This is a genomic window from Bacillus sp. 5w2 (assembly GCF_054353775.1).
Genome location: NZ_JBTIWT010000012.1, coordinates 1 through 25,562 on the forward strand (window position 1 = coordinate 1; position 25,562 = coordinate 25,562).

At 32.4% G+C, this 25,562-nt stretch carries 19 protein-coding genes and 4 pseudogenes; 5 read left to right on the top strand and 18 right to left on the bottom strand.

The window, feature by feature from the left end; translation table 11 throughout:
- Nucleotides 1-57 precede the first annotated feature (57 nt).
- The 7 genes from ACXY7N_RS18960 to ACXY7N_RS18990 all read right to left on the bottom strand — a co-directional run bounded on the left by ACXY7N_RS18960 (nt 58) and on the right by ACXY7N_RS18990 (nt 5,519).
- Nucleotides 58-507 (bottom strand): NUDIX hydrolase, encoded by a 450-nt coding sequence (locus tag ACXY7N_RS18960; RefSeq protein WP_016134641.1) that lies wholly within the window; start codon nt 505-507, stop codon nt 58-60.
- Between the two features lie 217 nt (nt 508-724).
- A complete protein-coding gene (locus tag ACXY7N_RS18965) occupies nt 725-1,840 on the bottom strand; it encodes an NAD(P)/FAD-dependent oxidoreductase (protein ID WP_488592555.1) in 1,116 nt (371 codons plus the stop codon).
- A gap of 125 nt (nt 1,841-1,965) precedes the next feature.
- On the bottom strand, nt 1,966-2,619 hold the full coding sequence (locus ACXY7N_RS18970) for a YdeI/OmpD-associated family protein (protein WP_488592556.1): 654 nt from the start codon (nt 2,617-2,619) through the stop codon (nt 1,966-1,968).
- Nucleotides 2,620-2,772: 153 nt separating this feature from the next.
- Entirely contained in the window at nt 2,773-3,540 is a 768-nt protein-coding gene (locus ACXY7N_RS18975; RefSeq protein WP_016087636.1) for an arylamine N-acetyltransferase family protein, read from the bottom strand.
- 138 nt (nt 3,541-3,678) lie between these two features.
- Nucleotides 3,679-4,203 carry a MepB family protein gene (locus ACXY7N_RS18980; protein WP_488592557.1) on the bottom strand — a complete coding sequence of 175 codons (525 nt, stop codon included), beginning with the start codon at nt 4,201-4,203 and terminating at the stop codon, nt 3,679-3,681.
- An 84-nt stretch (nt 4,204-4,287) separates the two neighbouring features.
- Nucleotides 4,288-4,659, bottom strand: coding sequence for a DUF4180 domain-containing protein (locus ACXY7N_RS18985; protein WP_016087634.1), 372 nt, complete (start codon nt 4,657-4,659; stop codon nt 4,288-4,290).
- Between the two features lie 182 nt (nt 4,660-4,841).
- Nucleotides 4,842-5,519 carry an HAD family hydrolase gene (locus ACXY7N_RS18990; protein ID WP_016087633.1) on the bottom strand — a complete coding sequence of 226 codons (678 nt, stop codon included), beginning with the start codon at nt 5,517-5,519 and terminating at the stop codon, nt 4,842-4,844.
- 412 nt (nt 5,520-5,931) lie between these two features.
- On the opposite strand from ACXY7N_RS18990, the gene ACXY7N_RS18995 reads away from it, so the two are divergent.
- The 5 genes and pseudogenes from ACXY7N_RS18995 (at nt 5,932) to ACXY7N_RS19015 (ending at nt 10,844) form a co-directional block, all read left to right on the top strand.
- Complete coding sequence (locus ACXY7N_RS18995) at nt 5,932-6,597, top strand: response regulator transcription factor (protein ID WP_016087632.1); 666 nt, start codon at nt 5,932-5,934, stop codon at nt 6,595-6,597.
- Entirely contained in the window at nt 6,590-8,062 is a 1,473-nt protein-coding gene (locus tag ACXY7N_RS19000; protein WP_001033672.1) for a sensor histidine kinase, read from the top strand. Before ACXY7N_RS18995 ends, ACXY7N_RS19000 begins: the two co-directional genes overlap by 8 nt.
- A gap of 539 nt (nt 8,063-8,601) precedes the next feature.
- Nucleotides 8,602-9,618: pseudogene (locus ACXY7N_RS19005) on the top strand (hypothetical protein).
- A gap of 304 nt (nt 9,619-9,922) precedes the next feature.
- Entirely contained in the window at nt 9,923-10,459 is a 537-nt protein-coding gene (locus ACXY7N_RS19010; protein WP_001167123.1) for a DinB family protein, read from the top strand.
- Nucleotides 10,460-10,661: 202 nt separating this feature from the next.
- Nucleotides 10,662-10,844 (top strand): hypothetical protein, encoded by a 183-nt coding sequence (locus tag ACXY7N_RS19015; protein ID WP_488592558.1) that lies wholly within the window; start codon nt 10,662-10,664, stop codon nt 10,842-10,844.
- Between the two features lie 295 nt (nt 10,845-11,139).
- Here ACXY7N_RS19015 and ACXY7N_RS19020 read toward each other — a convergent pair whose 3' ends face one another.
- The 11 genes and pseudogenes from ACXY7N_RS19020 to ACXY7N_RS19070 form a co-directional block, all read right to left on the bottom strand.
- Nucleotides 11,140-11,817, bottom strand: a complete 678-nt coding sequence (locus ACXY7N_RS19020; RefSeq protein ID WP_000447848.1) for an ABC transporter ATP-binding protein — start codon at nt 11,815-11,817, stop codon at nt 11,140-11,142.
- An 11-nt stretch (nt 11,818-11,828) separates the two neighbouring features.
- The gene (locus ACXY7N_RS19025; protein WP_098560173.1) at nt 11,829-13,259 is read right to left on the bottom strand and encodes an ABC transporter permease; all 1,431 of its coding nucleotides are present in this window, start codon (nt 13,257-13,259) and stop codon (nt 11,829-11,831) included.
- Between the two features lie 358 nt (nt 13,260-13,617).
- Nucleotides 13,618-13,938, bottom strand: a pseudogene (locus tag ACXY7N_RS19030) (IS4 family transposase); the annotation flags it as partial.
- Nucleotides 13,939-14,059: 121 nt separating this feature from the next.
- Nucleotides 14,060-14,178: pseudogene (locus ACXY7N_RS19035) on the bottom strand (IS6 family transposase); the annotation flags it as partial.
- Nucleotides 14,179-14,301: 123 nt separating this feature from the next.
- The gene (locus tag ACXY7N_RS19040; protein ID WP_098560174.1) at nt 14,302-15,246 is read right to left on the bottom strand and encodes an acetyl-CoA carboxylase carboxyltransferase subunit alpha; all 945 of its coding nucleotides are present in this window, start codon (nt 15,244-15,246) and stop codon (nt 14,302-14,304) included.
- A 32-nt stretch (nt 15,247-15,278) separates the two neighbouring features.
- A complete protein-coding gene (locus ACXY7N_RS19045; protein ID WP_000817662.1) occupies nt 15,279-15,725 on the bottom strand; it encodes a MarR family winged helix-turn-helix transcriptional regulator in 447 nt (148 codons plus the stop codon).
- A 492-nt stretch (nt 15,726-16,217) separates the two neighbouring features.
- Nucleotides 16,218-16,535, bottom strand: a pseudogene (locus tag ACXY7N_RS19050) (MBL fold metallo-hydrolase); the annotation flags it as partial.
- A gap of 14 nt (nt 16,536-16,549) precedes the next feature.
- On the bottom strand, nt 16,550-17,149 hold the full coding sequence (locus ACXY7N_RS19055) for an undecaprenyl-diphosphatase (RefSeq protein WP_016134649.1): 600 nt from the start codon (nt 17,147-17,149) through the stop codon (nt 16,550-16,552).
- Between the two features lie 422 nt (nt 17,150-17,571).
- Nucleotides 17,572-20,142: a type I pullulanase gene (pulA, locus tag ACXY7N_RS19060; protein ID WP_016087623.1), complete on the bottom strand. Its 2,571-nt coding sequence runs from the start codon at nt 20,140-20,142 to the stop codon at nt 17,572-17,574.
- 485 nt (nt 20,143-20,627) lie between these two features.
- Nucleotides 20,628-22,331 (bottom strand): M4 family metallopeptidase, encoded by a 1,704-nt coding sequence (locus ACXY7N_RS19065; protein ID WP_488592559.1) that lies wholly within the window; start codon nt 22,329-22,331, stop codon nt 20,628-20,630.
- An 886-nt stretch (nt 22,332-23,217) separates the two neighbouring features.
- Complete coding sequence (locus ACXY7N_RS19070) at nt 23,218-25,164, bottom strand: bifunctional metallophosphatase/5'-nucleotidase (protein ID WP_016134652.1); 1,947 nt, start codon at nt 25,162-25,164, stop codon at nt 23,218-23,220.
- Nucleotides 25,165-25,562 lie beyond the last annotated feature (398 nt).

The window sequence follows — 25,562 nt, forward strand, 5'->3', positions numbered from 1 at the left end:
AATGTAGCAAGGCTTTTTTAAATTGTTTAATTCTTGTTCTACTAATATCGTTATTAGCTAACACTTTAATTGTTTTAATAGTCTTTTGTTTAATTCCCACAATGCTGTTTTGTTGCTATCCCATTTCAAAAGCGTTACTGCTTCCTCAAAGCATAACCACTTATAATTGAAGTGTTCTTTAGATAATGAGATGTTTTTTGTAGGGACTTTAACTCCGAAAGAAAATTCTTTTATTACATAAACATCTTCTCCCCAAAGGAATCCTCCAACTACATCCTCTACTGGTAGTGAAGACACAGAATCTAATTTTATATATGGGCATTCTCTTGAAATACCAGCTTCTTCAAACGCTTCCCGTTTTGCTGATTCAATAGGAATCTCACCGTCTTCTCCACCACCAGCTATTCCTTGCCAATAACCATAATCACTTCGGTTGAAAATGGCATATTGAATAGAATCGTCAGTTTTTATATAAGGAAATATTAATACTTGATATGGTGCTCTCATTGCTTAACCTCCTCTCAAAAATAAGCTTTAAATAAATATAAATAAAGAGCAAACATCACAATTCTACATTAATAATGCAGGTTTATGGTGTCAGCCCTCTATTTTTAAAGAATTTTATTTTTCATATACAGACTTACTCTTAACGGAGGGAAAAACCGCTTATTTCCTGTCGAATTCGCTTAGCGTGTTTTTTTCTAAATGTTAGCAGTACCCCATATTATTCAATTGCGCCAGCAACATCATAATCATTTAAATCTAATTCAATTGATTGTCCCAGCGCTAATTTAGCAAGTTCTGACCCTAAAAATGGACCTGCAGTTAAACCTGAAGCACCTAATCCGTTCGCAACAAGAATGCCTTCAAAGTTAGGAAGCGGGCCAATAACAGGTAAGAATCCTGGCGTAAATGGTCTGAATCCAACTCTCGTTTCAAGCATGGTAGCATTTTCTAATCCAGGTGCAACTGTTAATGCTTTTTGGAAAACTTCATTTAAACCACCAGCCGTTACACGGTGATCAAAACCAGTATCATTCTCATGTGTTGCACCAATTACGACATGGCCATTGTCAAACGTTAAAATGTATTGATCATTTGGCGGCATAACAACTGGCATATTTTCTGTTGCTGTATTTTCCATTTGCAGATGAACAATTTGTCCTTTTTGGAATGTAACTAAGAAATTAATTCCTAATGGGTTCAAGATTTCGTTCGCCCATGCACCTGCAGTTACAATAACCTTTTCTGCTAAAATTGTTTCATCGTTTACTTTAACTCCAGTAATATGATTACCTTCACAGACTAATACTGCATCGCCTTTTATAAAAGTTGCACCATGTTTTTTCGCAGCGCTTATTAATGCGTTGCGTAATAATCTTCCGTTTACTCGTGCAGCACCACTAATATGAACAGAACTATATTCATCTGATAATGCTGGGAATAATTTTTTCGTTTCTTCATCTGATAAACGCGTAATTTCACCAATCTCTGGTGCATCTTCACGACGTTTATAAGCTCGCTCTTCCATCTGATCTAGTTTTTTCTCATCAGTATGTAAACTAATTGCACCTACACGGTTGTAACCTGTATCCGTTTCACCGTCTTCTTCTAATTGCTGAATTAAGGAAGAATAGTAACGTGCACCGCCTTTAACGATTCTATACCACGCTTTATTACGACGTTGCGAAAGCCATGGACAGACAATACCTGCTGCTGCATCCGTTGCTTGACCTACTTGTTGACGATCAACGATAGTAACGTTCGCGCCAGCCTTAGCAAGATGATAGGCAGTAGACGCTCCTAAAATGCCAGCTCCAACTACAATATACGATTTCATTTCAAACACCTTTTTTCTTTTGCTAATTATTTAAATATAAGAACATACTTTAGTATACTGAAAGGAATCCTTTTTTCAATGTGCCAAACGCAATTAATTGTTGCATCATTGTGAATTGCCTAGTCTTACTTTTTCTTTTTACGAAATAATTCGATTGTTTTATAGCCTTGTGAAAGAATTTCAATCATTTTTTCAAGACGTTTTTCACGTGTTTTTGCTTGTTTTACAGAAAACAGATTACGTGCCCAATCTTTTTGGTATCCAGGTGTTAAACTTTGATAAAACTTAAGTTCATTTGGATGATTAGCTAATAAAGCTTCAACATCTTGAATTCGATCTGCATAATCAGCTACACATTGGCTCATTGCAGGCGTTTTCGTCGCTTTTTTCTTCTCACGCTTTAAACCTACAACAGTAAAAACGTCATCCATACTTACCATTCGCGCAAATTTAATATCGCTTTTTCCCACATATCCATCTTCTCCAACGTTTAATGCTGGAAACATCTCATCACGGTGAATAAACGTACTGTAGCGAGAGTTACCTTTTTTCGGATATGCGAAGAATATATAACCTTTTTCAATCAGTAACTCTTCATTACTAATAATATAATTCGTTTGTTTCATCATTTCATCAAGTGTTTCTACAAAAATAAAAATGGCATCGTGTTCTTTTGAAAATACAGTTTCTTTATCTGTAAAAACTTCGTAATCACTTGGTTCATTAATAACAACCATATTCGTATACTTGTTAAGCTTCAATTTATCGATAACTGACATAAAAATCTTCCTTTACATTCAAAATTCATTGTACATACTTTTTCATACCGTTCTAGTGTATTATATCTATTAAGAAAATTAAACTTTAATAGTTATTTTAAATCACAATTAATATAATAGCCGGTTCTGAATAAGAACCGGCTATTTGTTTTATCATAACTTAATTGCAAATAAAGTATATAAAAGCTCTCTATATTGATCTTCTGTAATTTCACGTTTCGTTTTTTCCCCATGAATTATTTCAGTTAAACTTGTATTCGTTAAAGAGACATGGCCAGATTCTGTTAATTTGACCGCAATGGGTCCTTTATTGAAAATAGATTTCTCATCTTCTATTACTCTTTTTTGAACATCATTCACTACTGCCTCATCAATCATACGATTATAAAAAGCATGGCAAACTTTCCACTCACCGTTAATATCTTTTCTTTCTAGAACGTAATTCCCTTTACTCGTATCTTTTCGTCTCACTCGATACGTACCATTTTTAGAAGAAACAGACTTGCCAGTAAAAGGTACAGGGACTAGAGGTACTAATGAAGCAATACCTACATCAATTAAGTATCGTTCGTTAGTATAATTTAAAATAATCGTTATATGTCCATCCTCAAGTGCCCATGCGTTTATATCATTTTTATATACGGTACCTAATGCGAGTTGTATATCATAACCACAATCTTTTAAAAAGTAGTAAAAAAGAGTATTTAATTCATAACAAAGTCCGCCGCGGGATCTAGTTGAAATTTTATCCTGTAAATTTTCCATAGTAATTGCATTCGTATTACGTGCTATAACATCCAAATTCTCAAATGGTATAGTGTGTGCAAATGCAAAGAGAATTGTATTTAATTCTTCAAACTTCACTTCAGTACGCTTCGCAAGATTCAATCTTGTAAAAAGCTTATGTTGTAGACTTGTCATAGTCAGCACTCCTTAAAATGTATAAGTTAAAATAGTATATGCTGATTGTAAATTTGATGGGGTACGGAAACAATGTACATTTCGTTTAACTGTACCGGTACAAAAAGTCTAACTCACAAGATTACTTAAGATAAGAAGTTACGAATACAAATGTAATAGTTTGTCTATAGGTAAATTATTATAATCGCTGAAATCAACAAAATATTGAAGTTGCCACATTTGGCTCTTTTTAGCTTGATTGCTAACAGGGTTATCCCATATAGGATAAATCCTCATAGCCATCTTGCCTTTTTGATTTTGTGTTCTCAAGATTTTTTCCTTAAGAAGAATCTCTTTAGGGAAAATAAATTGTCCTAGTTTATTATCAACTATACAAGTGATAACTAATAAGTCAGGAGCAGCGTCATAAGAAAACGCTTGATTTTGCATATTGTCATCTTTCTCCCAAAAAGAAACAAATTGACCAATTTTATTAGGAGTAATTTTTGATTTTCTAAAACGAATGCTTTTGTTATTTAAGTGAAATAAACATCCTGCATATTCTGCGTTTTGCTTTTCTTCTTTTAAATTCGTAATTATTAAATTGTTAGGTTTGTAAACTATATTGTTTAAATTTCGGATCGTATCATTAAAATTGTTCAAGAGAACTCCCCCTTTATTCATTTCTTAGTTTACCACAAACGTCAGTTCTTCTATGTTGTAAATAATAAGCGATGTGAAAAAGAGGGAGATTTTACTGGGGTATTATTATTGCTTTAATGTACTTAGTTTTTCAATTGCTTGTTGTTCGGTTGCTAAGTAAAAAATGTCTTTACCTTTATTACATTCATAAATAAAATCCTTTAAGCTTTTACTAGTATACATAGAGAAATCTCCAATGATAGCAATCTTTACCTTGTAGTTTATAAACTTTTGAAGGATATCGCCCGCAAGACGTGTTTTTAGATCAAAGAAATCTTCACTTATTAAAGATTTATGGATAATAATATGTTTCGCATCTACCTCATATTGAACTGTTGCCATAGTATCTAATGCAGATTGAACATCGGATATTAATACCTTATCGTTTCTAATGACCGCAATATTGGTTCCATCGATTACTACTTTCTTTATTTCCATAGTCCCACCCCTTTATAATTTACAAAGTATGAGTAAGATTGTTTTACAAAACTTCGTATTAATTATAGATAAAATAGCCGCAGTTATTAAAATGGCCTCTATTTTTTATAACTAATACGGTCAATGAAATTAATGATAGTTTCTCTTTTTTTATATTTTTGAATATATATATGGAATTACTTTTACTTGTTATAAAAATATTGTGGAGTAACATAACTTAACAAACTATCCAAAGTGTTAATCTCGGCATATGGTTGTATTTTGGTAGTATTCTTGATTTTCTGAGGGTTAAACCACACACCTTTTATATTTACATTTTGAGGACCAGCAATATCCTTTTCTAAGTCATCTCCAATAAATAATACATCTTCTGGTTGCACATTAAGCTTATTTAATGCTAGTTCGAATATACGTTTATCAGGTTTACTCAATCCCACTTCTTCAGAAATAATAATCGTATCAAAGTAATTGTTTAAATTCGTGTTAATTATTTTGGCCTTTTGCCTTTGAGTTGAGCCATTTGTTATAATTCCAACTTCAAAGTGCTTCTTTATATGATTTAAGAAATGAATAGTGTTTTTGTCTATTGAAAAACATTTAGGAAAATTATTATTCCAAAAATCTTGGAGGTAATTGCGTGGTAATCTATACTTCGGCGGGAATACATCAAACAATGATTCTAAAACTATCGTTTTATCACTCATGCCGTATTCCCTTTTATCGTATTCTTTGAATTTCTGTAACATATTGTTTTTGACTGTATCACTAACATCCTCATAACACTTTTCTAAAACAAATAAAAACAATTTATCTACTGCCTTATCCCTATTAAGTAACGTATCATCTAAATCAAACAGCATAGCTTTATAACCTCTCAAATAAATTCACAACCTTTCTCGCATGATTTAAATAATTCTTAGTTCACACCTGAAGCTTTTACTAAATTAGCAAAAAAACTCCAAAGTTTGTGATGTACCCCCTAGAATTTCGCTAACTTCTTTTATATTGAAATTCATCACCTTTTCCCCGCCTATTAAAGTAGCGAAAGTAGATTTTCAAACAGTTTAAGAAATCACATGTAATTTACATTATTATACATTAGTTTTTCGTAAATAGTAATCGTTCAGCTTTTTATACGATAAGTTTTTTTATGGAGAATAAATACACAATCTTGAAATGGATCTAATACAGTAAACTTCCTATGAAGTTTCCTACTGTATCTCCACATAAACTCCAGATTGTACGGCTATAATGACTACCAGAGGTGATATTATGAAAAACTATCATATCCTCGTGGTTGAGGACGATCAAGAAATTCAGGAATTAATTAAACAATTTTTAATGACACAACAGTATACAGTGGTAGTTGCTTCCGATGGACTAGAGGGTATGACACAATTTAATAAGCAATCCTTTGATTTAATTCTTCTAGATGTAATGATGCCCAATCTTAATGGATTTGAAGTTGCTAAAATGATTCGAGGTCAGTCAAACGTACCAATTATTATGCTAACTGCGTTGGAGGAAGAGGAAGATCAGATGAAAGGGTTCGATCTTGGGATTGATGATTATATAACAAAACCCTTTTCGTTTCATGTTTTAATTAGACGAGTCGAAGCTGTACTTAGAAGAAGTTATGATAAAAATGTAAATAATCATTTGGTATTTAAAGAAGTGCGCATTGATGTTGATGCATATCGAGTATATGTAGATGATGTTGAAATTTTGTTAACGACCAAAGAGTTCGAAATTCTACAACTACTATTTCAAAATGAGAGAAAAGTACTTACAAGAGAAAATATCGTAGAAAAAGTTTGGGGATACGATTATTTTGGAGAAACACGAATAATTGATACACATATTAAAAACCTACGTAAAAAACTAGCTATTCCCTACATTAAAACAATAAAGGGTATTGGTTATAAAGTGGATGAATAAAATTTTAAAAATCATGAAGATGAAGCAAATTACTTATAAACTCTTTATGACTACATCTCTCATCTTGTTATCCTTTGCAGTATTGATTTATTTAACTTTATATTTCTTTCTCCCTACGTTTTATGAGCAATACAAAACAGATCAACTTCAAACAGGGATAAAAGAAATAATTGATAAGTCAAAAGATCTTACGTTTCAAGATGCGATACCACTTTTTGATGAATACGCAAAAAAAAATAACGCGATGCTTTCGCTTCAAAATAAAGAAGGAATAATTATTTACTCGCCTTCATTTTCTTTTATTCAACGTGGTACACAAACAACAGTAGTTACTAAAGCAGCACGATTTGAGAATGCAGGTACCATTAGCAATTCATATAATGTTACGGAACCAATTCAATTCCAAGATGGTAGTTTAACGCTTGTAGTGTTCGCAACATTTCAACCGATTGATGAAGCTTCGCAAGTATTAGTGCGCTTTCTCCCCTATATTAGTATCATTGTGATCGTAATTGGTATAGGGAGTGCTTATTTCTATTCCAGGTTTATTACAAAGCCACTTATTTATATTAATGAGGGTGCACAAAAGATGGCAAATTTAGATTTCTCCGAAAAAATTGAGGTTCGTTCTACAGATGAGTTAGGAGAATTATCTAATAGTTTGAATGACATGTCTATTAACTTACAACAAGCTATGTTTGATTTAAAAAAAGCAAATGAACAATTAAAAAATGATATTGAAAAAGAAAGAGAAATAGAAACAAAACGCAGAGAGTTTTTTGCGATTGTAGCACATGAATTAAAGTCCCCTCTTACTGTAATGAAAGGATACTTAGAAGGGATGATATACAATATTGGCCCTTATCAAAATCGTGATCAATATTTAAAGAAAAATCATCAAATTATTGAAAGTATGGAACAACTAGTTCGTGAAATTTTAAGTATGTCAAAGTTAGAACAACACACTTTTAAACTAAAAATAGAAGAAGTTAATCTTTCAAAGTTAATTGGTACAATCACAAAAGATCTTGAATTTTTCGCTTCTCAAAAAAGCATCCAAATAATAAAAGAAATTGACTCTGACCTTTCTGTTTATACAGATCGTGTTCTTTTTGAAAAAGCATGTAAAAATATTATCCATAATGCAGTTATGTATTCACCACATAATGAAAAAGTCTATATAAAGTTAAGTAAGGATTCTAAACAAGGTCAAATTAAAATGCAAATTATAAATACAGGTATCAATATTAAAGATGAAGATATACAACAAATTTTCAAACCATTTTATCGAATTGAAAAATCTAGGAATCGAAATACCGGAGGAAGTGGTTTAGGTCTATATATTGTTAAACAAATTCTTGAAACACTAGATATAAAGTATTCTATACAAAATAGGGAACATAGTGTGCAATTTTGCATGAACATTCCTTTATCTGAACAAAAAACAAACAAACTCCCCTTTTAGTAGGACGAGTTTGTTTGTTTTTGTAGTAAGTATAAACTTATTAGGGTTCAATTGTCCCAAGGGTGAGTGTGTACCTATCTCCCCACGATTCTTGTAGTAGTTCAATCACTCTCGCGTGGGTAAGAATGCCTAAAAACCTTTCATCTTCCCCTACAATCGCAATATCAAGCATTTAATCGTAAAGAAAATTTGGTAGAACGAAGCATTTTCTTTGATAAATTCCGCCGTATCGATTTAAAGGAAGGGATATTTTATTAATACAATCAATTTTTATTGTACAATTGTTCTTACGATATGAAAATACAGTGTAAAGATGAACCTGATAAATCATATACTTGTAGAATTTAAAAAGAGATTAAAACAAATCAATTTTCTGTATTTCAAAACAGTAATGTTCGGGCTGATATGGGCGAAAAACATCAAGGCTCTAATCATTTAAAGTTTAAACTGTATAAAAGTTAGCGTAAATGACGAAGGAAAAGACAGCTTTGCATTGTGCTGCACATTCAAGAATTAATTCTTACGTAGGGAGTGCTTATATGAAAAGCATAAAAAATGTAATATTACTAGTAGTATATTTCATATTTTTAAGTGGTTGTAATCAAGAAAATGAATCTGAGGTACAAGAATATATAAAAGAAAAACACGGTATCGATATTGTGGTAACAGATTGGAGCTCGATAAATGAAAATAATGGTGGTAATACCTACCATACTGTGCAAGAAAAAAACAACAAAAATTTCAAATTTCGAGTAAAGGTACAAGGCCTCCTCTATTCATATATAGTAGGTGATGAATACAAATATGGAAAAAAAACATATGAGGCATATCAGAAATTCCAACCAACTCTAGAAGAAATGAAAAAGTTAGGGTACGTGGAAAATGAAAATGAAAATGTTCTGCAATATATGTTGGATAATCAAAATCCAGAAGAAGGAAGCCCAACAGATGAGTTGCTATTAACTTTGCAAATGAGTAACGAGATTGACTTTAGCCAATTGGATTCCGTAGAATTAGATCGTTTATATGCCCTATTTCAACTGATTCAGAAGAATAATAAAAAGATAACAGAACTAGAAATTAAAGATCATACTGGTAAATCTTTAGGTGGACCTTTTAAAAATGTACAAAGAGTAACAACAAAAGAAGAACTGTTACAAACAATGAAATCCACAATGAAAGACCCAATAAACGAATACTAGAAAAATTGGATTAGAACGCAGACCAAAGTAGAAGAAAAATTACATGAAATGCAAAACGATCGATTTTCAATTGAAGGTATTACGTATTCAAGTTCGGATGATGAAAAATATCGAAAATATATAGTGACTTTAGTTATTAATACGACCAATACTATATTTGAAAATAATCCCCCTTTAATTGAGGATTTAATCAAAGTAACCACAATCCTTAAAGAAGAACTAAATACGAAAAACTTTGACATCAATTTAAAAAATAAGTCTGGAACAAGAAATACAAATTGGTTATCATCAAAAGAAATTAAAGAAGCAAATAACATTGAAGATCTTGTAAATGAGAAGTACCCTGCGAATTAAATGTAAATTCCTATTCATGTTTGTTATTTAATGTGAAATCAAGCTCTTTCGATTTATTATGAAAACTTACAAAATACTTAAAAACCCCCAACAAATCTTTAGCTGTATAGAGAAAATGAGAAATAGGGTCCTATTCATATGGGGCTCTATTTGTATATCAAATTAATTTAGGTGTTTACACATACGCATTGCAAATTCATTGTTGTTTCTATTTAATGTGAAATCAAACTTTCAGATTAATTTGGAATTCTTTTATGATAAGCTATATGTAAAGATTAAACATAAAACATAAAGGATGATTCGTATGCAAATAAGACCAAAGATAAGTGAATATAACTCCTATTATGCAACGTATATTAACTTGGTATCAGACGGAAATATCATACATATTTTAGAACAACAAATGAAGAAAACGAATCTTTTATTAAAGGGAATTTCTGATAGTGAGGGACTTTTTCGGTATGGTCCTACTAAATGGAGTATAAAAGAAGTACTCGGTCATATAGCGGATACAGAACGAATTATGGCGTATCGATTGCTATCTATTGCTCGAGGCGAGACAGCAGAACTTCCAGGCTATAACGATGATATGTATGTTCTTAGAGCTGCTTTTGATAAGCAATCTATGCAAGTTCTTCTTGAGAATTTAATAGTTGTTCGCCAATCTACCCTGTATTTACTTAGAATCTTAGATAAAGAAGCTTGGTTACAAAGAGGAAATGCGAACAATTCTGAAGTTACAGTACGTGCATTAGCATACATCATTGCTGGCCATGAGCTTCATCATGTTCAAATTCTAAAAGAACGTTATCTTGGTTCTGATGCACATCCAGCAAGTTAATACTTGAAGAAAAAGAGTCCTATTTAAGTAGGGCTCTTTTTCAGTATTTATAAAGGATTAGTGCTTAGAGCCATGACTAATTAAACGTCTTTATTTATAAAATTCACCACATATGATGTAAGCTATCCCCTTCTATTCTGTGCATAATTTTCTTCAGGCTCGTATACTATAAACACTATAGTTCAGGAAAGGTGATGACGCTATGTATGAACAACAAACTAATAGGGATAGAGATCAAAAAATGATGTTTTCTATGCAAGGAGTTCCCTCAAATAAAGTTAACATGAATCAATTACCTAAATGGATTAGAATTTTCGGCTATTGTGCGTTTGGTTGGATGATAGTATTTAGTTTATTTGTGATAGTAGGTTTAATTCTTCAATAACTATGTAGATAAATAATTAAACGGGATAGTATTTAGATCATATATCTAGGTAATGTCCCGTTTTTTATGTGTAATTACCCCATGATATAAGTAACCAATTATAATAAAAAGAACCTGTAGAATATCCTACAAGTTCTTTTTCAAATATTGTTACAACGGGAACAACAAACTATCTTAACATTCAATACAGGGAGACCATTTTGATTATGGCTTGATTTTATTATAAATCAAATATAAGCTTTTGAAAGTGATGAATTTCGAAAATTATGTGAATTGAAAAACTACGATGTTTATATTAGATTTCGTTTACGACCAACTTCTTATTACTTAAATACACTGCACGATCTGATTTTCTAGCAACTTCCTGTGAATGCGTCACAACAATAATACATTTATTTTCTTTATGTGCAAGTTCTTGAAACAGTTCTATTATATCCATGGCCGTTTCTTCGTCGAGGTTTCCTGTTGGCTCATCCGCAATAAGTAAATCAACATTACAAGATAACGCTCGAGCAATTGCTACACGTTGTTGTTGCCCACCACTTAGTTGCAAGACGTTTCGTTTTGCTTCTATTTCTGTGAGTCCCACTTTCTCTAATAATTCTAATGCCCTTACCGTCTTATTTTTCACTTTGACACCTGTAATTTCCATTGCTGTTAGGACATTTTGAAGAGCAGTCATATAGGTAATCAAATTATAAGATTGGAAAATTACAGATACATTTTGATTACGGTATCGATCCAAACCAATTTTTCGAATATCTTTCCCATTATACAGTACATAACCATTTTTGGGGACATCCAGTCCACAACCTAAGCTTAGAGTTGTGGTTTTTCCAGATCCGGATGGTCCTAAAATTGTATAAAAATGACCTTTTTGAAAAGAAAAGTTGACATTATCTAGTATCGCTACATTTTTCCCATTACTTTCATAATAATAATCCAAGTTTTTAAATTGTAAAATCGTTTCCATATTAAGCCTCCTTATTCATCTTTTAAAAGAATTTGTTTTGGATTTAAACGTAGAATAGATAATGCCGGAAGAAGCGTTGCTATTATAGCAATAGCTAGTCCAATCCCCCCCATTTTCCCTACATCTTCTCCTGTTACACTTACATCAATTTTATCAATTGGATCTTCTTTTTGGTTTTGTAAAGTACCACCAGGTCCAGACATCATTACAGTACCATTTCGCGTAGTGTCTGTTTCTTCGCTCGCTGCAGCAATTTCACTCGAAAGTAAATGATCCCCGATATATTGAGAAACTTTAGCTCCAGTTGTTACGGATAATCCAAATGCTAAAATAGCGACACATACTACTTCTATTACGAACTGCGCCATCAGTTTCCACTTTTTCTCTCCAATAGATAACAGAATCCCCATTTCCTTACGACGTCCTTTAATTGATAGCATAATGATTAATCCTAAAATAATCGCACCAGCAATCGATACAATATAAATAATCATTTGAGAAGTCGAAGAGATACTCTCGATAGGACCAATCATTTGTTTGTACAATGAATCATGTGCATCTAATTTATAATAAGTAAAATCAATATTAGATTTTTTTGCTTCTTTTTTAAATGCATCAATGTATTGTGGGTCATTCAAGAAATACACGACTTGAACACTACTTATACCTTGATCTACTTCTAATTTTTTCATAGTTGAATGCGGCATATATAGTTTATTAGCTGGATCCATTATAGGGGGGGCCTGTTGACCCATTGCTTGCTCATTCGTTTCGTAAATACCGATAATTTCAACCTCAAGGGTTTCCTTTTTATCCCCTGATTGCACTTTAACTTTGTCTCCTACTTTCAAATTGTTTAATTCCGCTAATCGTTTTTCCATTAAAGCTACATTCTGATCTTTCATCTGTTCTGTAATTGGTTTTCCATCAATGATTTTACTTTTTCCGTTTTTAAAGCTTTCTTGTAAAGCTGTCTTGCGAACTCCCTCAATCATAAAAGAAGCATTCATATCTATTTCTGTACCAGAGCCTGAACCGCCTCGTACAGCCGCCATTCCCACTTTACCTTTTCCTTCATCTTCTCCTTCTGAAGCTCCTACTAGTTTAAGCCCATCAGAAATTCCGAAAGTATTGCCTATGTAATTATAGTCTTTTACATATTTTGATTTCGCTAATTGATCTGCTTCTTTTGTGTTAAGCTTCGGTGGATTAGGCATCTCTCCAGTTTCACGAGCTTGTTGACCTAATTTATCGAAATCAAGACCTAAAGTAACATCTGCACCTAGTTTTTTTCTTGCAGCATCCGCTGCTTTTTTTGATGCATTTTGGATTGTGAACCCTGAAAGAACCAAATTTGTAACAATCAGAAAAACTGCTATCAAAATTAATGATGTTCCTATCCTTTTTTTCATACTGAGAATTGCTCGTTTCATAAAATTCATTTTCTCTTACCTCCTTGATAACTTGTATTCTATATAGGTTATCTAGAGTCTATATGGAGCTAATCGGTAGTTTATCTAGAGATATAAGGAGTTTATGTGTAGTTATGTATTTATCTGTTGAAGAAAAACTAGAACACAAATTTAAAAACGTAAGCGTTTTTGAAGATTGGTAAGAAGTTAGTCCGTTTAAGGAACTTATAAAAAAAGAGAGATTAAGCTTAAATTAATGTATGTAACATAAAAAATATATTTAACGTATAATTTTTATACGTTAAATATAGAGAGCCTATTTAAATATCTATATGGGGATTGTTAATGATTCTCATAGAAATCACGTCATTTTCAAAGGTGTACCTCCACAAACTTTATTTTTTAATAATGTGGAGAAAATATGTTTCAAAAAGAACACTGCCTTTTTATTAAAGCGCTTATTTAGTCCTTCAGGACACATAAGAGTTCCTGTTGATGCATGTAGCTGACTACACAATCGGACTAATGAATCACTCGCTACTCGTTGACTAATCCAGACACATATAGTAGCTAAATCATATCCTGAAAATTTACGTTTTCGTTTTACAAAACCTAGCTCTCTAGCGAGATTTTCCAAAAATGAAGGGGTAAGATGTTCATATAATTCTTCAACGAATAATTATAATTCGTCAAAAATTGATAGATACATACAAAAACGCCATCCTTTCCTATGATTCTACAGAAAGAATAGCGTATTTTTTGGTTCTGGTGCAAAGGTAGTGGAAAAGAAAATATAACATATATATTTCTAGCATAATGGTAGGATAATCCTGGTTCCTCATCATTTCTACTAAATCACGAAAAATTAAGTTGTACCGTACCAACGTACAGTTAACAAAATAATACCTTGCTGATAATGCTTCCATTTGAACAAATTTTCCTTTTCCATACCGATCACACATCTTTTGTAGAGTAATAGTATCAGCATATCCCAGTTTAAGAGGTTACTTACGAAATATTTAGAATTTTTTTGCGATAATCCTCCGAAATGTAATACGGACTTTAAATACTTTCATTTATAATTCTCTATTTGTCTATACTTTTCATATCGCTGTTGTATAAGCTCTTCCGAGGATAATAGTATCAATTTTTTTAGAGATGATTCGATTACAGATTCAATCATTTTTGCCTGTGATTTTATATCATTTTGTGCTCCACCTTTAATTTCAGGAATGATTTCATCAATAATTCCTAAATGTTTTAAATCTTTTGCTGAAATTTTCATATGTTCAGCAGCTTCTGGAGCATACTTAGCGTCCTTCCATAGGATAGATGCTGCTCCTTCTGGCGAAATTACCGAGTACCATGAATACTCTAACATATGGATATGGTTACCGACACTAATGCCAAGAGCTCCACCACTTGATGCCTCTCCAATTACAATACAAACAATTGGCACTTTAAGTGTAGCCATTTCAAATAGATTTCGAGCTATCGCTTCAGAAATTCCACGTTCTTCAGACCCTTTCCCTGGATAGGCGCCTATTGTATCAATAAATGTAATAATAGGGCGATTAAATTTATCAGCTTGTTTCATAAGTCTTAGCGCTTTTCTATAACCTTCTGGATGTGCCATTCCAAAATTTCTTTCTATACTTTCCTTTGTATTTCTACCTCTTTGATGACCAATAACCGTAACGGGAATCCCTTTAAATTTTGCAATACCACCTATCATTGCTTTATCATCACCATATAATCGATCACCATGAAGTTCGAGAAAGTTTGTAAACAATAAAGGTATATAGTCCAATGTCGTGGGCCGGTTACGTAGCCTTGCAATTTGAACTCGTTGAAAAGATGTAATATTAGAATAAATTTTATCTTGCATTTTATTTAAACGTTTTTCTAATACATGAATTTCTGATGATAAATCTACATTATTTTCTTTCATAATTTTCTTTAATTCATCAAATTTCTCTTTTAATTCAATAATAGGACGTTCAAAATCCAAACTCATTTTATCCTCCAAATGTTATGATTTACCTCACTCTAATCAAAAGGCTTAGAAATAGAATCAATAAATAATTCAAAACCATCCACAACTATTTTTTGTTCTGATTCTGATAAATTATTGAGAATACTTTGATAAAATGTAATGGATTGCTCTCTTAAGCAATTAACAGTTATGTGACCTTTTTCTGTGAGGTGCAGAAAAAGTTCTCTTCTATTTTTTTCATTTACTTCACGATAAATAAGCCCCTTTTTTACTAACTTATCTACCAATCTACTTACAGTTGAAGTCTCTAATCTAAGTTTATTGGATAGTTGCCAAACAGTTAATTTTTCCACCTCTAGTTCTTCTAACGCCATCATTTGAGAAGTTGGTAAAGGTTTTTCAAATGGTCCATTGGGCAAATTTTGAGATTCAAAAACCCCAGTTATTATAATCATTTTCTTAATATCTGTTCTTAGTTTTAAGGCATCTTCTCTTTTCAAAAAGGTCACCCTCCTACAACTATTGTATCATACATCAATTGTATTATACATGAATATGATTTTTTCACAAGCTTAACGTAAGCCAATATTACAACATGGACGAGATATTTCTTCTTGTTAAAATGGTATAAGTGGATTGTTTTCTACAAATGGCAAAACATCAATTATGTATCAGGGGCCTTTATGGGGTACCGCTCATCGAAATCAAGCTAAGAAAATAAAACTACCCCAAAAACGAAATTTTGTGATAACTTGTAACAAAATTTCGTTTTTGGGGGGAATTCTAAATTCTTAAGTTGATGGGCATGGGGTAGTACCAACAAAACGCGAATTTCGTACACTAAGATTTTTCAACATAAAGATTGTTGATGACTTGTAAGTGTCAGTAATTAAATAAAAAGAGCATGTATTAAAAAGATGATAATAACATGCTCTAAACTTATCTATTAATTTTAATTTCTTAAGGATGTCTACAAGTAATATTGAAACATCTCATGTGTTAAAAAGTGCTCCCTGCAGTGCTTTTATGTATCGATCTGCTGACTTCTGAACAGCAAGGTTAGCATGCTCTGACACGACTCGATGAAAAACATTATGATCTCTCTTACTTTACTAGCAAGAAGTGGAATCAGGTTTGGATAACTGTACATGAAAACTAACCCAATGACAGTCGGCAACCACTTAAATGATATCACTTGTTTACAAAATACTTTTAATATGATTTTCACCTTTCCAGTGTAAAACTGTTCCTCCTTTAAAATGACCTCCAAGACGATTTAAAGTAATGCCATTTGTTAATACAAAAGACTCACATACTTGTATACTCACAATCCCTTTGATTTGTTTTTGGATGGTAAAACATGTTTTTCTACTCTTTCATATTGAGTAAGTAATTGCCTAATAAAAGATAATTTCGGTACTAACCAATACGAAAATACCGCTGAAATACATCCTATTAAAGCCCCTACTGCAACATCAAAAGGATAATGAACCCCTACCCAAATACGAGAAATCGCTACACAAAATGCAAGTATAAGCCATAACCATCCAGTTTTTTTACGAACAAGCCAAAACGAAAAACAAATCGAAAAAAAGAGAATTGTATGGTCACTAGGAAATGAATTATCTACAGTATGGTCGATAAGTTTATTAACATCAGGCAATGCTGCAAACGGTTGATAATTCAGATGAAATTTCCCTGCTATTTTTCCGGTCACCTCAGCGATCACAAAAGCAATCATCGCTTGAATAACCATCACCCTACTTTTTCTAGCCCCAGTAAACCAATAAGCTAAAATAATTAAAGCTAAAATATATACCATATATTCTGCCAAAAATACCATGGTTGAGTTTAGGAATGAATATTGTTTACCTAAATCATTAATTGCTCGAAAAATATCAATATTGAATTGAGAAAAAGACATTTCAAATCCCTCCTTTTTAGTAAAGTGTTTTACTGATTGCCATATACTTTCATTACATGAATAGTTTTGGTTATTGTACGCATCTAAAAATATCAACCTTTTATGACATCGCTTTCTTCTTTTTTACTTTAATAAAAAAAGAAAAAGGAAAACATCGAACTTTCTTACAAACATTCGTGCATTCTTACAGTTTTGTCATTTTCTCGTCATTTTGTAAATAGGTTCATCGTCTTGCCTTTCGCTATTTCAAAAACTCTTATATCTACAATTATGGAAACCTTTATTACACATAAAAAAGAGAAGAACCTTGGTGAGTTCTTCTCTTTTTGTTTATTAAATTGTAATATAATTACAGTATGTGAAATTATATTATTTTAACTTTAAAAACAAAGTGAAAACAACCTTCACTCTGCTTTTGGCATTTATTTGATCGGTTTCTCTGTTTTTAAAACAAATGAACTTAATGCAGGAACTTTAATTTTATTGTCATGGACAACGTAAAGTGTTTTACTACCTGCCTGTTTACCATCTACTAGTACTTTCCAAGGACCTTTCGATGGAAGCGTTATGTCAACGGCTTCTCTATTCGCATTGTGAGCCACCATAAAGTTTTCGTTTTTATTCCCATTGCCCTTTCCGTCTATTGAATAAGTCACAACATTTTTGGGAGCATCAATAAACGATACCTGTTTTCTAATTTGTTCTACAGATGTCATTCGAAAAGCTGAGTACTTTTTGCGTAATTCTATTAAGCCCTTCATATAATCTACTTCATTATTAAATGCTGCACGTCGCAACCAGTCCATCTGGTTAATTGAATCAGGAGATTTGTAACTATTATGATCACCATATTTCGTGCGCATAAACTCTTGTCCTGCATGTAAGAATGGAATACCTTGTGATGTTAATAAAATAGAAGAAGACAATTTATGCATTTGTTTTCTTACTTCTTCACTGTCACCTGGATTAGTCAACTCAAGTTTATCCCATAATGTATGATTATCATGTGCTTCCACATAAGTTAGTACCTGCTCCGGATCTTGATAAGTAGACGAATTTGTATCGTAGTCAATGCCTGCTGTAATGCCTTTTTTAATACGGTCTTCCATGTTTTCCTTTCCATTTACAAATCCATTTTCCTTCTCCTCAAATACACTACCTTTCAATCCATCACGTATATTATCGTTAAAATGGGCAATCCCTTTCATTTTTTCTGCATTCTTTTGATTTGCTTTCAACTCTGCTGCAAGAGGTGTATTTAAATCCCAACCTTCTCCATGCAGTATAATAGAAGGGGCAATTTGATTAACAGCTTTACGTATTTCATTCATCGTTTCATAATCATGAATACCCATTAAATCAAAACGGAATCCGTCTAAATTGTATTCTTTTGCCCAGTATGCTACAGAATCGATCATAAATTTCCTCATCATTTTTCGTTCTGAAGCAGTATCATTTCCTACTCCGGTGCCATTTGCAAATGTTCCGTCTTCATTGTAACGATAATAATAACCTGGAACTAACTTATGAAAATTAGATTCAGCAGCATTATACATATGGTTATAGACTACATCCATAACAACACGAAGATTATTATCATGCAGTGTTTGAATCATTTGCTTTAATTCAGTTATTCGAACAGTTGGCTCATATGGATTTGTAGAATAGGATCCCTCTGGAACGTTGAAATTTTTCGGGTCATATCCCCAGTTATATTGTGGTTCGTTTAATTTCTCTTCATTTACTGAAGCATAATCAAATATCGGTAAAAGCTGAACGTGTGTAACACCAAGATCTTTCATATGATCAAGTCCTGTTTTCACACCTTCAGGCCCTCTTGTTCCTTTTTCTGTTACACCTAAATATTTTCCTTTATGTTTAATGCCGCTTTCAGGCTGGATAGAAAGATCACGTACATGCAATTCATAAATAATAGCATCTTCCGGATTTTTAAATTTCGGCTTTTTGTTAGCGTTCCATTTTTTCGGATTTGTTTCTTCTAAATCAACAACCGCACCTTTATCTCCATTTACAGAAGCAGCACGTGCATACGGATCAACTGCTTCAGTCCACTTATCACCAATTTTCACCTTATACGTATAAAAGAGATCTTTTTGGTTCCCTTTAAGTTCTGCTTTCCAAGTGCCCTTTTCACCTTGTTGCATGTTTATTTCAGTACCTATTTTATCGTTCCATTTTTTATATGTAACTAACTTCACTTCACTCGCAGTAGGAGCCCATACACGGAACTTTGTATGTTGTGGTGTATATATATTACCTAAATCATTACTGCCATAATAAAATAAATTATCAAACTCCTCACTACGAATGACTTTACCGATTTCAGTATTCGTATAAGCTAAGTTTTCAATTTTAACTTTGTATGTCTGTTTTAAATCAATTTTCTGCTCTGTAATTATTTTAACTTTATTAGTAATATTTCCACTGTTTATATCATAAGGACTAATATTCTTAATTTTAATGCCTTCAATTTCAATTTTCCGTTCCTTAATATGAAACGGGATATTAGTGGTTACAGTAATTTCATTGAAACTATCAATAGTTGCTTTTTGAATTGATAGATCCGAAGAAGGCTTAGAGTTATATACTTTTTCATCACCAGAAAGAATCCATACTTCAGCACGACCGTCCTTTATATTTTCAATCCAACGATCGCCACCATCTTTTTCCCACTCATTTGTACGAATGATAAATCCTACGCGATTATAGTTACCATCTATATTAATCTTAGCGTACTTTCCAAATTCATCTTCACCAGTAAATTCATATGATTTACCATTTGCATTTTCACCCCATATCCAAAGGTTCCAGTCTTTTGTATTTCCAGATTGCTCTTTGTAATGAATGATAACTTCAGTTGTTTTCGAGTTTGAAACTGCCTTTACACTTTGAAAAGAGAAAACAGATGATAACATAACGATTATAGTAAGTAATAAAACTGATTTGCTAATTAATCTTTTTATCATTTGCACCACATACACCCTTTCTTTAAATAGTACGCACGATTTATTATGCTCGTACTAAATTCCACTGCTTAAATCAATCTAAAAATCTAGTTTAACTCACCCCCATATTGGCTATTTTCACATATGTATTTCAATGATCTTTTTAATACGAAAACGTTTGCATTAATGTTTTAAAAAATAGATTTGTTTATGTCTTCATATATTTGTAAATACTAAAAGATCAGGGAAATCATTTTAAAGCAACCGTTTGTTATCGCTTTCATTCTATAGTACTTTCTATAAAGAGGTCAATATATTATTAATTTTCTGTTTTTATACACTTTAAACCTTATATATTTGTAGAAACTTATTGAAGAGAGACAGCCTATTTATTGCTTAGTAAGTTTATTTTCACTAATGCATAGTTATGTAAAAAACAGCTAATATCCTTAAAAGGACATTAACTGTTTTTCATAATGTATTAATATATGAATAATAACTATATTTCTAACTTAGTTAATTTTTGCTGCATCAAATGCCTTTTGTACTGCTTGAACTTCAGCTGCATTCGCACCATATTTATTAGTTGCCACTCGAATACATGCTGATCTCAATTCTTTGAAATTAGAAGTCATGTTTAACTCATCTGTATTTGCATAATAGAAGATATCAAACATTTTATCTTCACCAATCCCTTTGACAGTTACACCGTTATGAGTTCCGCCTTTTGCAATGAGATACGCAACTTTATTAATAATACTTGAATTAAAATGAACGCCACCTTGATCCCATCCATTAAAATCGTTAAATTCACTGTAATCATCTGGATATGGTACTCCAAGTGAAGATGGAACAGAAGCCGGGTTTTCCATATCACGGAAAACAGAACCAGTTTGTTCTCCCATCGTCCAGTTAAAGCTTCCATTATTTACGTATTTCTCAATAGATGTCCCCATAATATCAGATAGCGCTTCATTAATCGCACCTGATTCACCGTAATATTCAAGATTAGATTCGCTAGAAGTAACAGCATGTGTAAATTCATGTCCAGCTACGTCATATGCTTTGACGATAGGATCTCCATATACAAGCATACTTCCATTATTAGCACTTAATGCATTCTGCCAATTTTTCGGATCATTCGTATCTCCAGAATCCCAAGCATGTACAACTGAAACTACCTTTTGTCCCTTATTATCAAAGCTATTACGCTTGTATTTATCTTTATAAAAATCAAATACTTTTGTTGCTAAGTAATGAGCACTTACTGCTTTTGGATCGTTAAATGTTGTCGAAGTACTAGTTGCTAATGTACCAGGATAATAGCTTTCTTCTTTAGTAATATCTCTATAATTCACATCATATGTTTCAATTCCTTGCCCTCTTGTATAATCAGCAAGAGCATATTTGCCATTACTTTGTTTAGAGATGCCAAATGTACGTGATATACCTAAATCATCTTTTCCTGTTCCAGTTAATGATGTAAGATTGCTTTTTTTACTTTTCTTTAATGCTCCAACTAGTTTTTCACTTGCTTTTAAGTTAGATTCTTGTACCATATTTTTTAACATATCACCATTTTGTGCATTTACTAAATATGTTCCGGAAACATAGTTTGGTGTAGCAGCTTCAAATGTAACCTGGTATGCATTACTTGCTTGTCCATTATTTTCATCAACAAAAATAACTTCCTTAACTTCTGGCTCAGAAATAAAATTGATATCGTTCCCGTACTTCGTATAAATATATTGTTTCGCCTCATCTTTTGATAGATTGATAGGTTTTTTCAATTCTTCTTGTTTTAAATTTTGCGCGCTATCACCTGAAACACTTTTAATAACACCGTTATCATCTACGTGTGCAGTTAATTGATGACCATATACTTCTTTTCCTTCGTATGTTTGCTGTATACGTACAAGTGTAGTCCCATCATATGAACCACGTTTTTGAAGTACCTTATAATCTACTCCTGTTTCTCCATTGACTTGCTTTGGAGAAAGAGCTTGTTCTGTTTTCTCCTTAAGAGCATCTTTTACTACATTCTCTGGTGCCTTTTGTGACGGTTGTGTAAGTTCACCCGAACGGAACGATTCCTCTTGAATTTGAATTTGTAGTTGGTCTGTTTCCTCTGCATGACCTACCCCGTATGGTGCTACAGCTGTTAAAGCTAAGCCTGTTGTTAATGCTACCTTAGTTAATGTCTTTTTGTTTTTCATTTTGTTCACCTCGTATAATTTTTGAAATAGAAAGCTTGTACAAAGTATACTTGCTGTTTCTGTCGAAAAAAAGAGAAAATACACAATTTATGTAACATTATGCAAAATTACATATATGTGGTCGATGGTATAAAGAAAGAACGACACATATATGTATATTGATTTCAATAAAAAAGAGCCCTTTTAGGCGCTCCTCCAATTGGTTAGTTGTTAATTATCTATATTCATTCTAATCAAAGTACCCTTACATCTAAATAACAACATAAAAACCCACTCTTTACTATTTTAAGAGCAGGTTTAATGCTATTAAAATAACAATTATTATAGGACATCTTATAATTTATATTACTTATTTAAACTTATATTTCGGAAATGAAGTTGATTTAGAATAAAGATGGACCAAATGAATACTAATGACCTTGATAAACAAGAAAAAGAAATTTCATGTTTTGTTTTAAGATGTATATAGTAGACAAATACTTTAGTGAGGCAGCGCATCTGCAATTTGGTTTTTTAATATAATGTTGTTATGTATGTCTATAGCTACATGGATTGTAACATTATGAGATAGCTGGATTCTCATATGAGTTTCAGGCTTTTTATTTTGTCAAAAATATCTTTAATTTGTCTCCCATTTAGATATAGTAAAGGACACATCTATTGCATGTTATTAGCTCAAGGTATGTTCTTTTAAAGCTATTATAAATATGCATAGTAAGAAATAAAACCATAATTATTTAAATAAAAAAACCCCCGGATTTGTTTAATGATCCAGGGGTTTTTTTATCGTTGAGTCTTTATATTTCCATACCGATCACAAACTTTTTTAGGATAATGGTATGTCCAAGTTTAATAGTTTTTTGCACGAAAGCTATCTATTTTATATTTATTTAATTATCCTACTAAGTTTTTTGTAAAATTCACCTTTTCTTTTTACATGATTAAACTGATTTGGATTAATATTAGCTTTTTGCGAGAGTGCTACAATCTCTTCTTTTGTAATTGAATCTTTAGTATTTATAGATGCTATATTTGTATATTTTCCATCTTCAGTTTTTGGAATTTCTAAAATCCCTTTATTTACAAGATCCACTACAGCCCTATGCTCTGAAGAATGTGTATCTACACCAATAATTTTCCAATTATGCATAACTTTTGGCGTATATACACCGTTCTTTACCTCTTTTAAATATGTAATAGCAAGGTTACGAATGGTTCCACCAGTTTCTCCGAATGCATTCTCTTGTTTAGATGACCAAATTTGTTCAAATTTCCGTCCCTCTAAAGCTCCACCTTTAGCCTGAAGAGCCTCCATTCTATACGCATTCATTCCCAGCGTCATAACATCGTTCGTTTTGATTGGTTTATTTGTACGAATAGAACGTAAATTTGTAATTCTACTTCCATATGGTTTTGTTAAGTCAATTTCGTATTTTACGCCTCCAAAGAAATCATTCGTACTGTATTTAGAAGCACGACGGGTTTTATCAAAGCTAACTGTTACATCTCCGGCACGAGATGAGTTAAAATACCCTGCCGCCCATTCCATATAGTCTTTTAAGTCTTTCCCAGTTACCTTATATACCGTAATTTCACCCAAAGCATATTGATAATTATATGCAATATCTTTTTTCTTAATAGGACCTACATCCAAACGGGCATAGTCATTATCAATTTGATGGGCGACTACATCTGCTTTGCTGTAGTAGAGCATAACTTCATGAAAGAAATCTGATAAAGGTGTCTCTTGAATCTGCACACTTGGAATACCCTTTATTTCATTTTCAGGAACAAGGTTTCTACCCTTTAATTGAGCGACTACAACATTTGCATCTCCTCTCGCATACTCGTGAAAAGGTGTCAGTGTGTCTTCAAGTGTAGGATCAGATACTACTGTTGTTCCATCAGTATTTTTTACAGGTATAGCTGTAGCAGTTTTATCTTTTAAAACCAGCTCTCCATCTTGCTTTGTAAAAGTAAGGTCAATACGCGAGATATGTGTTCCATATTTATCTGGTTCTGTAATAATAACGCCATTTACAACTTCTTTTTTAACAAGTTTATGCATATGAGCTGCAAAAATAGCACTTAGTTCCGGACAAGCATTCGCAATATCTTGAACACCAGTACCAGGGATTCCATTCTCATTTTCTAGTCCCATATGCATAACCCCTACCATTACATCTACTTTACCCTCTAATTCTTTAATTGCCTTTTTTGTCTCTTCTACTGGATTTTTCACTACCAATCCATCCAAATGATCTGTCCCTTTTTCGAAATCACTAATCATTGGTGTATTCATACCAATAATTCCGACTTTAATTCCACCTTTTTCAACAATTGTATATGCAGGAAGAAAACGCTCTCCATTTTCCTTATAAATATTTCCTGCTAACGTCTTGCCCTTATATTGCTCACTAACTTTTTTCAATGTATCTAATCCAAAGTTAAATTCATGATTTCCAAATGCCCAAGCATCATATCCCATTGTATTCATCGCTACCATCATTGGCGATTGTGGCTGATCATTGAATAACTCTACTGAGTTTCCTTGAATTGTATCCCCAGCATCTACTAATATGGTATTGGGATTTTCCTGACGCACCTTCTTTATAACCGTATAAAGCTGCGTTAAACTTCCACTCGTATTTGCACCATCAAGTGCATAATCCCAAGGCATAAATCTACCATGAATATCTGCCGTACCTAACAATGTAATATTAACATCAGATTCCTCAGCCTTAGAAATAGCTGGTTTGGCTGTTACTGCTGTTACAAGAAGCATAAGAATAATAAAATAGCATACATAGTTCTTCCATTTCATTTTTTGCATAATAACAATATTTCTCCCCTTTTTGTACTGCTATAAAGTTGCTTGAACTTTAAAAATGTAACTTATTATTCGGAAAAATTCAACTACAAAAGATAATTTTGGAGGTGGTTCTGTTGTGAAAATATAGAGAATAAAATGCATATACCCCCTAGCAGAATAGTATTTACTTCTTCCTCCAACGTGTGAAGAGCGCTAAACCAACGGTAGATGTATATGTACTTTCAAAATTATGGACATATAACTCATTTCCTGAAATCATTATAACTTAAAGATATAGTGTGTAATGCTGATTACATTTTCGGATTTCATTGCTAATTTATTTCCTTCTAAATGAAAATGCTGAGATCACTTCCAAAAATAATAACCCCGTCTTCATTTAAGACGAGGTTACACTTATA